Origin of the sequence: Acinetobacter sp. ANC 3903, from assembly GCF_002135315.1 — a bacterium.
Taxonomy (GTDB): Bacteria; Pseudomonadota; Gammaproteobacteria; order Pseudomonadales; family Moraxellaceae; genus Acinetobacter.
Window position 1 is genome coordinate 17,118 of the sequence record NZ_NEGA01000020.1, and the last position, 14,342, is coordinate 31,459.

Annotated in this window: 14 protein-coding genes; all 14 read right to left on the reverse strand. The window is 44.0% G+C overall.

Annotated features, from left to right (window positions below; all coding sequences use genetic code 11):
- Positions 1 to 2: 2 nt before the first annotated feature.
- The 14 genes from wecC to B9T29_RS14225 all read right to left on the reverse strand — a co-directional run bounded on the left by wecC (position 3) and on the right by B9T29_RS14225 (position 14,338).
- Positions 3 to 1,241: a UDP-N-acetyl-D-mannosamine dehydrogenase gene (wecC, locus tag B9T29_RS14160; protein WP_086176542.1), complete on the reverse strand. Its 1,239-nt coding sequence runs from the start codon at positions 1,239 to 1,241 to the stop codon at positions 3 to 5.
- 16 nt (positions 1,242 to 1,257) lie between these two features.
- On the reverse strand, positions 1,258 to 2,382 hold the full coding sequence (wecB, locus tag B9T29_RS14165) for a non-hydrolyzing UDP-N-acetylglucosamine 2-epimerase (RefSeq protein WP_086176543.1): 1,125 nt from the start codon (positions 2,380 to 2,382) through the stop codon (positions 1,258 to 1,260).
- A 179-nt stretch (positions 2,383 to 2,561) separates the two neighbouring features.
- Complete coding sequence (locus B9T29_RS14170) at positions 2,562 to 4,409, reverse strand: polysaccharide biosynthesis protein (RefSeq protein ID WP_086176544.1); 1,848 nt, start codon at positions 4,407 to 4,409, stop codon at positions 2,562 to 2,564.
- Between the two features lie 63 nt (positions 4,410 to 4,472).
- Positions 4,473 to 5,642 (reverse strand): DegT/DnrJ/EryC1/StrS family aminotransferase, encoded by a 1,170-nt coding sequence (locus B9T29_RS14175; RefSeq protein ID WP_086176545.1) that lies wholly within the window; start codon positions 5,640 to 5,642, stop codon positions 4,473 to 4,475.
- Positions 5,643 to 5,664: 22 nt separating this feature from the next.
- On the reverse strand, positions 5,665 to 6,321 hold the full coding sequence (locus B9T29_RS14180; protein ID WP_086176546.1) for a NeuD/PglB/VioB family sugar acetyltransferase: 657 nt from the start codon (positions 6,319 to 6,321) through the stop codon (positions 5,665 to 5,667).
- Positions 6,314 to 6,922 (reverse strand): sugar transferase, encoded by a 609-nt coding sequence (locus tag B9T29_RS14185; protein WP_086176547.1) that lies wholly within the window; start codon positions 6,920 to 6,922, stop codon positions 6,314 to 6,316. Before B9T29_RS14185 ends, B9T29_RS14180 begins: the two co-directional genes overlap by 8 nt.
- 21 nt (positions 6,923 to 6,943) lie before the next feature.
- Positions 6,944 to 7,483, reverse strand: coding sequence for a serine O-acetyltransferase (locus B9T29_RS14190; RefSeq protein WP_086176548.1), 540 nt, complete (start codon positions 7,481 to 7,483; stop codon positions 6,944 to 6,946).
- A gap of 46 nt (positions 7,484 to 7,529) precedes the next feature.
- Complete coding sequence (locus B9T29_RS14195; RefSeq protein ID WP_086176549.1) at positions 7,530 to 8,678, reverse strand: glycosyltransferase family 4 protein; 1,149 nt, start codon at positions 8,676 to 8,678, stop codon at positions 7,530 to 7,532.
- Positions 8,675 to 9,775 carry a glycosyltransferase gene (locus B9T29_RS14200; RefSeq protein WP_086176550.1) on the reverse strand — a complete coding sequence of 367 codons (1,101 nt, stop codon included), beginning with the start codon at positions 9,773 to 9,775 and terminating at the stop codon, positions 8,675 to 8,677. The genes B9T29_RS14195 and B9T29_RS14200 overlap by 4 nt, the downstream gene beginning before the upstream one ends.
- A complete protein-coding gene (locus B9T29_RS14205; protein ID WP_086176551.1) occupies positions 9,772 to 10,890 on the reverse strand; it encodes a glycosyltransferase in 1,119 nt (372 codons plus the stop codon). Before B9T29_RS14205 ends, B9T29_RS14200 begins: the two co-directional genes overlap by 4 nt.
- Before the next feature lie 24 nt (positions 10,891 to 10,914).
- Positions 10,915 to 11,463 carry an acyltransferase gene (locus B9T29_RS14210; RefSeq protein ID WP_086176552.1) on the reverse strand — a complete coding sequence of 183 codons (549 nt, stop codon included), beginning with the start codon at positions 11,461 to 11,463 and terminating at the stop codon, positions 10,915 to 10,917.
- A gap of 93 nt (positions 11,464 to 11,556) precedes the next feature.
- Positions 11,557 to 12,144 carry an acyltransferase gene (locus B9T29_RS14215; RefSeq protein WP_086176553.1) on the reverse strand — a complete coding sequence of 196 codons (588 nt, stop codon included), beginning with the start codon at positions 12,142 to 12,144 and terminating at the stop codon, positions 11,557 to 11,559.
- Positions 12,144 to 13,316: a lipopolysaccharide biosynthesis protein gene (locus B9T29_RS14220; RefSeq protein WP_086176554.1), complete on the reverse strand. Its 1,173-nt coding sequence runs from the start codon at positions 13,314 to 13,316 to the stop codon at positions 12,144 to 12,146. Before B9T29_RS14220 ends, B9T29_RS14215 begins: the two co-directional genes overlap by 1 nt.
- Positions 13,313 to 14,338, reverse strand: coding sequence for an NAD-dependent epimerase/dehydratase family protein (locus B9T29_RS14225; RefSeq protein ID WP_086176555.1), 1,026 nt, complete (start codon positions 14,336 to 14,338; stop codon positions 13,313 to 13,315). The genes B9T29_RS14220 and B9T29_RS14225 overlap by 4 nt, the downstream gene beginning before the upstream one ends.
- Between the last annotated feature and the right edge of the window lie 4 nt (positions 14,339 to 14,342).

Consider the following 14,342-nt stretch of genomic DNA (forward strand, 5'->3'; position numbering starts at 1 on the left):
TATTAGATACCAACAGCATTCACATTATATATAATATTTTGTTCTTTAAACTGTTTATGAGCAACTAATACCACTTTGATGTCAGCATTTAAAGATTCTGTCAAATCGACTAAATTTACTTTTTCTAAATTTTTAGGTAAGGTCTTAATATTCGGCTCAATGGCTAAAATATTTAAACCTTGTTCTGCCAATTTCTTTGTAATTTCTAAAGCTGGGCTTTCACGCAAGTCATCAATATCTGGTTTAAATGCTAGGCCATAACAGGCAACTGTTACATCTTTAATGGTTTTTTCTGGGTGTGCCTGTAAAAAATCTGCAATTTTAATTTTTACCTGATCAATCACCCATTCAGGTTTTGCATCATTCACTTCACGTGCAGTACGGATTAAACGCGCTTGCTCAGGTGTTTTTGCCACAATAAACCACGGATCAACTGCAATACAATGCCCACCCACACCTGGCCCCGGCTGTAAAATATTGACACGTGGGTGACGGTTAGCCAAAGCAATCAGTTCCCACACATTAATATCGAGCTTGTCACAAATCACAGATAATTCGTTGGCAAAGGCAATGTTTACATCACGGAAAGAGTTTTCAGTAAGCTTGCACATTTCGGCTGTACGTGCATTGGTTTCAATGCAACCGCCTTGCACAAATGTTTTATACAAATTACTTGCTGCTGTTGAACTCAGCTGATTCATCCCGCCAATAATTCGGTCATTACTAATCAGCTCTTGTAAAACTTTACCTGGCAACACACGTTCAGGACAATGTGCTACTAAAATATCTGCTTCACCTGCCTGCTCAGGGAATGTTAGATCAGGACGTGCTTCAGCTAACCAGGCCGCCATTTGTTCGGTTGCGCCTACCGGTGAAGTTGACTCAAGAATAACTAAATTACCCGGTTTCAAATAAGGTGCTAACGCTTTAGAAGCTGCTTCAATATATTTAAGATCTGGCTGATAATCATCTTTAAACGGTGTCGGTACGGCAACAATATAAGCATCTGCTTCAACTGGTGTTGTCCGTGCAGATAACATACCTTTTGCAACAACCACTTTCACTAAGGCATCCAAGTCTGGTTCAACAATATGTACTTTACCTTGGTTAATCATATCGACAGCATGTTGATTGACATCTACCCCTGTAACTTTAATGCCATGCGCAGCAAAAGTCGCTGCTGTAGGTAAACCAATATACCCTAAGCCAATGACACAAATATGTTTAAATTGATTATTCATAATATTACTTATTTACTCAGTTATTCTTTAAAAATTCAATAATTTGCTGACATGCAGTTCCATCACCATAGGGGTTATGAGCTTCTGCCATTTGTTGATACAGTTCAGTATTTATTAATAAATCCGTTACAGATTTTTCAATCACAGCCGCATCCGTTCCTACCAGTTTAACCGTCCCTGCCTCTACAGCTTCAGGGCGCTCAGTGGTATCACGCATAACCAATACCGGCTTGCCTAATGAAGGTGCTTCTTCCTGAATACCGCCAGAATCGGTCAAAATTAAATAACTGCGATTCATTAAATACACAAATGGCAGATAATCCTGCGGTGCAATTAAATGAATATTTGAAATTCCGGATAGAAGCTCATTTACAGGCTTTTGCACATTTGGATTTAAATGCACCGGATATACAATCTGTACATCTGAATATTTTTGAGCAATATTTGCCAATGCCTGACAAATATTCAAGAAGCCTTGACCAAAATTTTCGCGACGGTGACCAGTAACTAAAATCAATTTTTTGCTTTCATCTAAAAAGCTGAATTGGGCTTTAAAATCTGCAATAATTTTGTGATCAGTTTCTACTTTTTCTTTCACCTTTAATAAAGCATCAATTACAGTATTTCCTGTAATTGTTATATTTTCCGGATTAATATTTTCTTTTATTAAATTATTATAAGACAACTGAGTCGGTGCAAAATGATAATTTGCCAATGCTCCCGTTAACTTACGGTTTGCTTCTTCCGGCCACGGCGAATAAATATCACCTGTGCGTAATCCAGCTTCAACATGACCGATCTTCACTTTATGATAATAAGCAGCCAGTGATGCTGCAAATGTGGTTGCTGTGTCACCATGCACCAGTACTACATCTGGTAACCATTCTTCAAAAACAGCTTCCAAGCCCTTTAAAACACCAGAAGTCACATCAGAAAGTGTTTGACCTGGCTTCATTAAATTTAAATCAAAATCAGGAGTTAAATTAAATAGTTCAAGTACTTGATCCAACATTTGACGATGTTGACCCGTTACACAAACCTTTGTTTCGAAGTTTTCATTATTTTCTTTTAACTGCAACGCCAAAGGCGCCATTTTAATTGCTTCGGGCCGTGTACCAAAAACAAGTAGAACTTTTTTCACGTAAAATCCCTATCTAAATTATAGTAAAAATAAAATTTAATTAAGGCTAATATTCTAGCAATATTAATTGGTATTTTAAATAAAAGATTTTGTTTACTTTTTTTTATCACGACTTTATTTATGGGACTACTGGACTAAAAAATATAATGATGCCCCCACTAAAATAACCGCATTCATACTTAGCGATTAAAACCAACTACATATTTATTTAATAATGTATATAATGTTTTTGTTTCAGCATTTTCTCTACTCAGTATATTCAATTGATCAAAAACATTTAAAATCTCTTGCAATGAATAATATTTTTCATAAGACTTCAATATTCGAGAATGCTGTGTATTTTCAACATCTTCCTGATCAATCAACAATTCCTCATACAGTTTTTCCCCAGGACGCAGTCCGGTAAACTGAATCTCGATATCCCCTATGCCATTTTCATCGATCGGGCGGAAACCACTTAAACGAATCATTTGCTTGGCTAAATCGACAATTTTTACCGGCTCTCCCATATCCAGCAAAAATACGTCACCACCCGTACCCATGGCCCCTGCCTGAATTACCAGCTGTGCAGCTTCTGGTATGGTCATAAAGTAACGAGTCACTTCCGGATGCGTCACCGTGACTGGTCCACCTTGTGCAATCTGCTTTTTAAACAGCGGCACTACTGAACCCGATGAACCTAAAACATTACCAAAACGCACGATACTGATTTGTGTTTGCGGTTTTGTTGCAGCCAAACCCTGACAGTACAGTTCCGCCATCCGTTTAGACGCCCCCATAACATTGGTCGGGCGCACGGCTTTATCGGTGGAAATCAAAACAAAAGTTTCCACTCCCTGATTCACCGCTGCATCCACACTGCGTGCGGTACCAATCGAAGTATTATAAATGCCTTCAAATGGATTCGCTTCCACCAATGGTACATGTTTATAGGCTGCGGCATGATAAACTGTTTGTACCTGATATTCGGTAATAATACGTTCTAATTTGGCCTGATTGGTGACAGAACCCAGAACAGGAACAACCTGGATACCCGAATTTTGCAGCTCACGGTCAATCGAATACAGCGCAAACTCAGACATTTCAAACAGAACCAATATTTTGGGCTGATGTTTGACAATTTGACGACACAGTTCCGAACCAATCGAGCCCCCTGCGCCGGTCACCATCACCACTTTATTTTTAATGTTTTTTTCTAGAAGCTCAGGCTTTGGCGGTACAGGGTCACGGCCCAGCAAGTCAATAATATCTACCTCACGGATATCGGAAACCTGCACCTGCCCCCCGACCAGTTGGGTCACACCGGGCAATTCCATGATTTTGACATCAGCCAGCTCAAAAGACTCGATTATCTCTTTTTTACGCGCCCGGCTGACCGAGGGCATAGCTAACAAGATTTCTTCAATATGAAATTTACCTAATTTACCCAAAGCTTTTTTCGGCGCATAAATTTTTAAACCGCTGAGGGACTGACCGTGCAGCGAGGCTTTATCATCAATAAAACAAATTGGCAGATAATCATCCGATCGATGCAGGGCAGCCGCAATCTGTTGACCTGCCAGCCCTGCGCCATAAATGGCCACCCGCTTACGGTTCTGTTTTTTGGCAAAAGTCCGCAGCGTGGCATAACGAATCACCGCGCGGCTCCACCACATGTAAGAAAACAGCACAAAGCCGTACATGAGTGGAATACTCATGGGAATAAATGCCAAGTTAAGTTTTTTTATGGCATACAAACCCACAATCTGGATAAAAGTCGCAATGGATAGACGCAGTAAATAGTCTTCGTTAAATGAACGGACAATGGCACTATAAATACCCAATAAGGTAAAAACCAGAACGCCAAAAACACCCACATAGACATACCAGAAATCCAGCCCTTGCATGACTGCAACGTTTGGTGTGGCCAAACGGATGGCATACACTAGCCACATGATCACAGGCAAAATACAGATATCCATCGCCCCTAACACGATTTGTTTTTGACGACGCGGCAAAGATGCTAAATATCGGATGATGTCTTTCACAAAAGGCTCTAAATCGGTAAAAGTCAGATAACTGAATGGCGCATATTATACGCCCATTCCGCTTTAAATATCTGCCATCACCGTCTGAATTGCGGTTATGGTTTTTTGCATGCTCTGTTCAGACAAAGTGGGGTGTACCAGGAACATCAGACTGCTTTCACCCAAAGTTTGCGCATTGTGCAAACGCTGTTCAGGACGCCAAGGGGTATGGTCAAATGCCTTTTCCAAATACACTTCCGAACATGAACCGCTGAAACAGGGTACACCCAAAGCATTAATTTCAGCCATGATACGGTCACGTGACCAGCCTTCAGGCAATGCAGCGGTATTGACTTGCACATAACATTTATAAGCCGCATGCACATAGTCACTTGAAGGTTGAGCAACGGTAAAATAGGGACTATTGGCAAATGCACTTTGAATTTTATGCATATTCTCAAGGCGTTTTGCTGTCCATTCCGGCATTTTTTGCAGCTGTAAACGGCCGATCACCGCCTGCATTTCCATCATGCGCCAGTTGGTACCAAAGGAGTCATGCAACCAGCGGAATCCTGGTGGATGCTGTGTGTGGTAGACACTGTCAAAGTTTTTGCCGTGGTCTTTATAGGACCACATTTTTTTCCAAAGTGCTTCATCATTAGTGGTGACCATGCCACCTTCGCCACCTGTGGTCATGATTTTGTCCTGACAGAAGGACCATGCACCAATATGACCGATGGAACCGGCAGATTTGCCTTTATACATCGCACCATGCGCCTGGGCACAGTCTTCAATTACGAAGAGGCCTTTTTCCTCGGCCAATTGCATAATCGGGTCCATATCACACATCCAGCCGGCCAGATGCACGCAGATAATCGCTTTGGTCTTTGGTGTTAATACGGCTTCAATACTACGGCTTGAAATGTTTTGTGAATCCAGTTCAACATCGGCAAAGACCGGATTGGCCCCGGCCGTAACAATTGAACTTGCCGAAGCCAAAAAGGTACGTGAGGTGACAATCACATCATCACCCTGACCAATGCCCAGTGCTTTTAAAGCCAGATCCAGTGCTACAGTGCCATTCGCCACAGCGACGGCATAATCCGTTCCGGCAAATTGTGCAAATTCCTTTTCAAATTCACGACATTCCTGACCGGTCCAATAATTCACTTTATTGGATAAGAGAACTTTTGAAACCGCATCCGCCTCAATTTGCGTGAAACTTGGCCACGGCTCAAATGCACTGTTTAACATGGAATTTTCCTAGCTTTAAATTCTATCTGGATTCAACTATACGCGCCGGATTGCCCACCACGGTAACGCCAGCCGGGACACTTTTGGTCACCACGGCGCCCATACCGACAATCGCACCACGACCGATAACCAAAGGTTGACCGGGGCTGCCCTGCTTGATCATGGCACCTGCACCAATATAGGCATGGTCTTGAATATGAATATTGCCGTTGCATTTTACCCCTGGCGCAAAGGTAACGAAATCCCCAATCACGCAATCATGCTCCACATAGCTGTATAAATTGGCATGAAAGCATTTACCAATTTTAATATTCGAGGTAATAGTCACAAATGGACTCAGGGCTGCGCCAGCTGCAATCTGGGCATTATCCATCAGCACCACATTATCTGCCTGAACTGACCAGAGCTGAATATCATCCGCTTGCAGGCGATTGGCGATTTTTTCACGGACTTGGCTATTGGCAATCCCAATCAGCACATATTTTTGCGCAGCGGGTTCAGCCAGAAAGCTTGCATAGTTCATGGCTCGATGAGCATTGACCGTTGTGATGGCTGTCTGTGCATCATCAATAAAGACAATTTCAGAACTGTCTTGTTCACGGGCCAACTGCTGCCGCGCCACCGGCATCAGGCTACGCCCACAGCCTGAAGCACCATATATGGCATAGAGTTTAGTCATTTTTCTGTTCCGGTGTACCGGTAAATTTGGTCATGGTTGCCTCGCCTTCGGCACTGATGTCATCCTTGGCCAGCACTTTTTTCACGGTTTTTAGCATAATTTTAAAGTCCAGCCACAGCGACTGATTTTCGACGTACCAGGTATCCAGCTTGAATTTTTCTTCCCAACTGATGGCATTGCGCCCATTGACCTGTGCATGTCCTGTCATGCCCGGACGTACGTTATGACGCTTGGCTTGTTCGCTATTGTATAAAGGCAGATATTCCATCAATAATGGCCGTGGTCCAACTATACTCATCTCGCCTTTAATCACATTCCACAGTTCCGGCATTTCGTCCAGACTGGTGGCACGCAGCATTTGACCAAATGGGGTGAGACGCTCACTATCGGGTAATGGATTTCCGTTCTCATCCACCGCATCTTTCATGCTGCGAAACTTGATCATTTCAAAGGGTTTGCCATGCAGTCCCGGGCGTACCTGACGGAACAGGACAGGTGAGCCTAAATTTTTACGTACCTTATAGGCCACAAAAAAATAGACTGGAGACAGCAGCAGCAAGGCCGTCGAAGCAATCACCACATCCAGAACACGCTTTAACATTCATTTCACTCATTATATATATTAAAGATCAGTCCAACGTCTATTCACTAATCCACCCGGATTGTTCATATGCAACACTTTTGCATAATTGCCCGCAGCGGTGGCACCTTCTGGAATATCTTTGGTGACGACACTGCCCGCGCCAATCGTTGCATTAGAGCCAATTTTAACCTGATTCACAATACAGACCTGAGGACCAATATAAACATTATCACCAATTTCGGCAGCCTGACGTCCCCCATTCGCACCAATGGTACTAAATTGCGACAAATTTACATTATTCCCAATGACTGTTGAAGGATTGACCACCAATGGGCCACCATGACCGATATACAGGCCATAGCCAATCTTTGTGGTGATGTGAATATCAATGCCGTATTGCTTTTTCTTGTAATAATAAATGGGATACGCAAATTTTGCCCAAATGGTTTTTGCGCTGGCGAGTCGCAACCAGACTGAAAAGTTAAAACCACGATTAAACAAATAGTTTTTTAAAAAGAGTTTAAAGCTGATCTTTCCGGTATAGCGATACAAGTCACTTTTAATGTATTTCACGATCATAAGACCATCTCTGAATTATTTATCCTGTCCAGCCAATTCATCTCGGTCATGGCTTAGCAATGATCTGCATTTCTGTCAGCATATGTCGGTTCACTTGATGCACATCATATTTATTGAGTGCCATTTCCCGTGAACGCTGTCCCATATAGGTAATCAGCTGGGGATCTTCAATAAAATACTGCATGCTTTGCACCAAATCATCGACCGATTTAACCGCCACCAGATACCCATTCACGCCATTACTCACCGTTTCACGGCAGCCTGGGGCATCGGTGGTAATAATGGCTCGACCCATTGCCATGGCCTCCAGCACGGTACGTGGGGTTCCTTCCCGGTAAGAAGGCAATACATAGACCGAACTTGCTGCGATGGCTGGACGTACATCACTCAGTTTACCCCAATACTTCACGGTTTTTTCCTGTACCCAGGTATCCAGCTCAGCTTGCGAAATCGCAGAAGGATTGTCATCGATCCAGCCGACCAGATGAAATTCTGTTTCAGGATATTGGGCCTTGATGATGCGGGCTGCTTCAGCATATTCGCGTACACCTTTATCACCGAGTAAACGGGCAATCAACAGGAATGAGGCTTTCACTTGTCCATCTTCATTTAGCGGTAAAGGCATGAGCTCAAAATCCTGCACATTCACCCCTGAACCATTGACCACCACAGTCAGTTTGTTTGCAGATAAGAGCTGCATGTCCTGAAAAAGTTTTAAATCGTCAGGATTCTGGAAAAACACTTTATCGGCATGTTTCAGTGCCTGGGCATATAAGCCATGCACCAGTTTCTGGAACAAGCTGCGTTTGCCCGATTCAATATTTTGAAAGGCATAACCCAGTCCAGTGATTAAGGCAAAACGCTGTGGTACCCGCGCCAGCCATGCCGCCAGTGTTCCGTAAATCACCGGTTTAATGGTATAGCTCAGCACTATGTCCGGCTGAACCTGGCGGATCATCTGATACAGAGTGTGAAGCAGCTTGAGATCGGCCAGTGGATTGGTGCCTGCGCGTTGCATGGGGATGCAATGAACCTGATAGCCCAACTGCTGCAACTGCTTTAATTCATCGGGAAAATCCGTCAGGTCCGGTGCAAACACATGAATTTCATAACCTTGAGCATGAATCGCTTCTAACAGTTTGCCCCTAAAGTTCAAGGCTGAAGGCAGATAGCTACAAATCATCAAAAACTTCATGCACCTTGTCTCCACATGCCCAGATACTGCTGACTCACGCTCTCAATACTAAAATGTTGTTCCACCCGTGCACGAGTGGCTTGTTTCAACTGTAATTTGTCCGCCTGGCTCGAATGGACATAATCCAAAATGGCATTGGCCAACGCCTCAGGATCGCGTGGCGGCACAATGGCACTCAACTGATCGACAATATATTTGGCATCGCCCACATCAGTACTGATACAAGGCAGACCGGATGCCATGGCTTCAACCAGAACATTAGGGAAGCCTTCGGTAATCGAGGTCATCAAAAAGGCATCCACCGACTGATAAAATGCCGGCATATCAGAAACCTGATCGAGCAAATGGACTTTATTTTTATCCAGTTGATATTGCTCAAATAAAGCTTTTACTTCGGGATTCTCTAAGTTTGCCCCACTGCCGGCAATTTTAAAAATAATCGGCTGATCTTTCAGTTTTGCCAGAGTCGCAAAAAGATAGGGATAGCCTTTTGCAGTGTGATAACGCCCGGCAAAACCAATCACGCAGGGTTCATGCAATTCAGGGTTGGGCTGGAATGTGTCCAGAAACACGCCATTGGCAATCACCTGAGCATTGTTGTTTTTCAGGCCAAAGCGTTGATGCTGTTGCAAGGATGAATGCGCACAATAAATCACGCCTTTGGGCTGCGCAGCGAGAACTTTACTCATGACCAAGGCGACTTTGGTACTCAGCGACTCCTCTTTAGGAGAGGCCAGTGAATGATGAATGCCCCAAAAAATCTCGGGTTTTGGGCTGAGACCGATGCAACTTAAACTGGTCAATACATTGGCATGATACATCCAGCATTGCACCGTTTTTGGCGCAATAGACTTGAGTAAATGCCGCAGTTTGCTGATTGTCTCCAGTGTATTCAGCCCATTCCAGCCCAATGCATAATAGGATTGGCATTGTCTCAGGGTTTCGGCATACACCTCCGAAGTTTTCATCAGCGCAATAATCACATGCGCATACTGATCCTGGGTCTGCTGAATCAGGCGTGCCAGCATCATTTCGGCCCCACCCACTCCGGCAAAGTTGGTAATCACATGCACCACAGTTGGTTTCTGCTGATTCATGCGGAAGACTCCATCAGCTCCAGATAACGCTGTTGCACGGTATGTTTATGGAATTGCAGACAATGTTCGGTCAACTCAGTGTCATCATAAGTGACATATTCACCGAAAATTGCCTGCTGCATTGCCGCAGTCATGCCCGCCTGATCATTACATTCCACCAGTAAGCCAAATTTAGCATTAGCCAAAATTTCCATTGGACCGCTCGGGCAATTGGTACTCACCACTTTAACTTTTGAGGCCAAAGCCTGAATCAGCACCCCGGGCAAGCCTTCCCAGTTGGAACTCAAGACAAACAGCTCGGCATATTTAAAATAGGCATAGGGGTTGGGATCGAAGCCGGGCAGATCGACCACATCGCTTAAGCTTAAGTCATGAACCAATTGCTCTAGTTCACCGCGTAATTCCCCTTCTCCCAGAATAATCAAACGGGTTTTCGGGTGTTGTTGATACAAAGCATGGAAAGAACGAATCAGAAAACCGAAATTTTTGGCTTCGGTTAAACGCCCCACCGCCAGAATGACTTTATGCGCAGGCTGGAAGAAACGATGCTCAACCGCAACTTGCAGTTTTTCAGCATAGGTCTCGTCAATCACCGGGTTATAAATGGTGACTAAATTGTCTTGGGCATAGGCATAATATTCACGAAAATCATCTAGCACGCCATTGGACACACAAACCACCTGACTCGCGGATGGATAGGTCATTTTGACCAAGGTTTTCAGCAGCCACTTTGCCATGCCCTGCAATTTCAAATTTTTCGAAGGCGTGGAAACCTCACGCAAAATCAACCGGACCTGACTTTTAGCTAAACGTCTGGCCAAGGCAGTAATAATATTCGTATGGGTCTGGGTCGCCACCAGCACATCATAATCCACAGCCTGCAACAACTTTTTCAGTGGGAAAATGGCATTGGCAACACGGCCACAGCTTAAATCAATCAATTGAATCTGCGGATCTACCTCAGGCAGTAATTTACCTTTTACCCCGCTGATGTCACAGACCACCACATCCACTTTACGCCCCTGCTGGACCAGGTTATTGGCCAATTGAATCACGGTACGTTCTGCCCCACCACCACCTAAGGTCGGCAAAAAAAACATGATTTTATTGAGCATAACAATACCTAAAAATGGAAGAAATTAATCGGTGCTTTTAGAAGCTTGCAGAACCATTGCACGTTGCACACGCTGCTGATAATCACTGATGTCAGCCAATTCAGAATCGCTGGCACAGCTGGCTTGAATCTTAGTGGCGTAGTCCGCAAAACTTGAAACCACCTTGGCGGGCACACCAATCGCAACACTGTTATCCGGAATATCTTTGGTCACCACCGAACCGGCACCAATGACGACATTGGAGCCAATCTTCACCCCCGGCATAACAATAGTATTAACCCCGATAAACACATGCGAACCAACCTGAATCGGGGCAAAGCGTTGATAGCGTTTGCCGTACTGATCTTTGACCAGACAGGTACTGCCATCATGGGTAATAAATTTTACCCCGGAAGTCACTGTGACATGATCACCAATAGCAATCAGAAAGGGTTCTGAACCCCAGCTTTTAATATAAATTCGGCAGTGTTCACCTATGCTGACACCTTTTTTCCGCGCATAAGCCACACTGCCTTTGGCCATAAAATAAACCAGGTCAAAGAGTGTATTGAAGACGGATTTTATCAATGCCATGCGCATGACCTTTAGAGCAGCAAAACAAAAAATGCGAGAAGTGGGCTATTTTACGCCTAAATTGGCTTTAGGCATATGATTGTATTGCCGGGCTTATTTGATTTTTCTGGCAGGAATACCGACATATATTCCCGGCTCAGCAAGCGTTTTGGAAACCAGACTGCACGCTCCAATTACACTATTGTCCGGAATCTTGACGCCATCCAGGACCGTCACCCGGGCACCGAGCCAGATGTTTTCACCTAGGCTGACCCCTTGCTTGGTAATTGCGTCTTTAACTAAAAGATCAGGTTCACCAAATTTATGGTTACTGGCAATAATAATACTTTGCGTACCAATACGAGTGTTATCGCCTATGCTAACCCCACCACAGCCATTGATAAATGACTTGGAATTGATGCTGACATCCTGACCAATGCTGACAGTACCGCCAAAACATTTGATATAGCAGCTTTCACCAATAAAGCTGTTGTCGGCAATAGTGAGCGTTGCGCCTGGTTCCACAATCAGGCTGACCTGATCGCCGATATAGACGTTTTTACCAATACGCACCTGTCCGGCAATTTCAAGCATGGTGCCTTTGCCAAAATATTTAAACCGAGTAGCAAAGGCCTGATTATAAACAACCTTGCGGCATTGTGCAGTGAACCAGTTCATGAGTTTTAAAGCTTTAAAAAACATCACTTGTTGCTACTCCACACAGAGAATAAAATGGAAAAGTTATAAAAAATCAAGGAAACTGGCACGGCAAGCAGCATATAAATTTTATCTTCTACCAGAATATACAAGCTGAAAAATAAAACGAATTTAATCAATAATTCGATGATCTGCAATCTAAACAGCACATGGCTGTTGCGCTGCGCAATCAGGAAGGCCGAACTGGGCGGATTACAGAAAATGGCCCAATAGCCCAAAGCCAAAATCTGGAAATAAGTGGAGATGCCGACCCAGTCTTTGCCAAACACCCATAAATACAGCGACTCTGGCAGCACAAAGAATGCAGCAAATAGCGGCAAAGATAGCAGGCTGAGCAGCACACTGCTTTTCAGGGCTTCCTGGCTATTTTCCAGATGTTTAAATTTGCGGATAAAGAACTGGCGAATGGTTTGCGACATTAAATTAATCGGCACCCGCAAAGTCCGCTCCACAATGGCATAAAAGCCCATCGCCTGCACACCGACAAAATGTGACACCACATAATAAGGCAAGTTATGCGAAAAGCTGTTCAGCAAGGCATGCGGAGTATTGGAATAAATAAAATCTTTATAGTGCTTAAATGCCTGCCAACTGACCTGATAAAGCTGATTTTTTATAATATAAATCAATATAAACAGGAGCATCAGCACTGAACTGATGCTGTAACTGTTGACCAGACTGATGCTCATCAAGAAGGGCAAACCCAGCTGTACCAGCACCACAATCAGGCTACGCAAAATATTCAGTCCGGCACAGAAATATTCGGCATGCGCGGCAAATTTATAGTTATAGATAGTTTGAATCAGGGTATTAGCCAACACACCGCTACAGATGGCAGCAACCACAGCCGCATTAAAAATAAAACTTAAGATGATGGCACTGACCGCCACAATACCTGTGGAGAACATCATTCCTTCAAAGATCAGGCTTTTTTTGTCCTGCTCTTCCGCGACCAATAAGGCTTGATCGAGACGCAAATTGGCAATGGTCGATAAAACGCTGACCACAGCCAATGCAATGCCATATTCACCAAAATCCTGAACCGAATAAAGACGCGTTAAAAAAGGAAGTGCGATAAATGTGATTATCGCACCTACTAATAAACTCGACGTGATTAAGCCAATCGACTGATATTTGGCGAAAATACGCGCAATCATGTCAGATTTTTAACATACCAGCGCATCGCCAGCTGAATACCGGCATCAATTCGAAACTCAGGTGCATAACCCAAGGCTTGCTCAATTTTGGCAATGCTGGCTTGGGAGTGACGCACATCTCCGGCACGGAAGTCACAGTATACTGCATCTTTGGTATAATTTACGCCATTTTCCGCAAGTGCCGCCTGAATTGCACGATACAAATCATTTAAGGTGGTACGGTCACCCACTGCGACGTTATAGACCTGATTTTTTGCGACATTATCTTGTGTGGTCGCTGCCAGAATATTGGCTTGCACCGTGTTATCGATAAAACAGAAATCCCGGCTGGTTTCACCATCACCATTAATGAATACATCATCACCGGCAATCATGGCTGCGGTCCATTTCGGAATCACCGCCGCATAAGCCCCGTTCGGATCTTGGCGCTGACCAAAAACATTAAAGTAGCGCAAACCAATCGCTTTAAAACCATAAGTTTTAGCAAAAACATCAGCGTAGAGTTCATTGACATACTTGGTCACGGCATAAGGCGATAAAGGCTTGCCAATGTTTTCTTCCACTTTCGGCAATGCCGGATGGTCACCATAGGTTGAGCTGCTGGCTGCATAGGTAAAGCTGGAGACTTTGGCATCACGCGCAGCAGTCAGCATGTTTAGGAAGCCGCTGATATTGGTGGCATTAGTGGTAATCGGGTCAGCAATCGAACGTGGTACTGAACCCAGAGCGGCTTCATGCAAAACATAATCCACACCAGAACAGGCTTTTTGACAGTCTTCGATTTTACGGATATCGCCTTCATAAAAGGTGAATTTTGCCCATTGCGCCGCACTGACCAATGACTGTACTTCATCCAAGTTATGTTGATGACCTGTAGCGAAGTTATCCAAACCAATAACAGTTTGATCAAGTTTTAATAGTGTTTCTAACAGATTGGAGCCAATAAAACCGGCAACCCCCGTGACCAGCCAGGTTTTCGGTGCTTGCTTTAACTGTTCACAAACCAGCTGATATTGACTCATGACG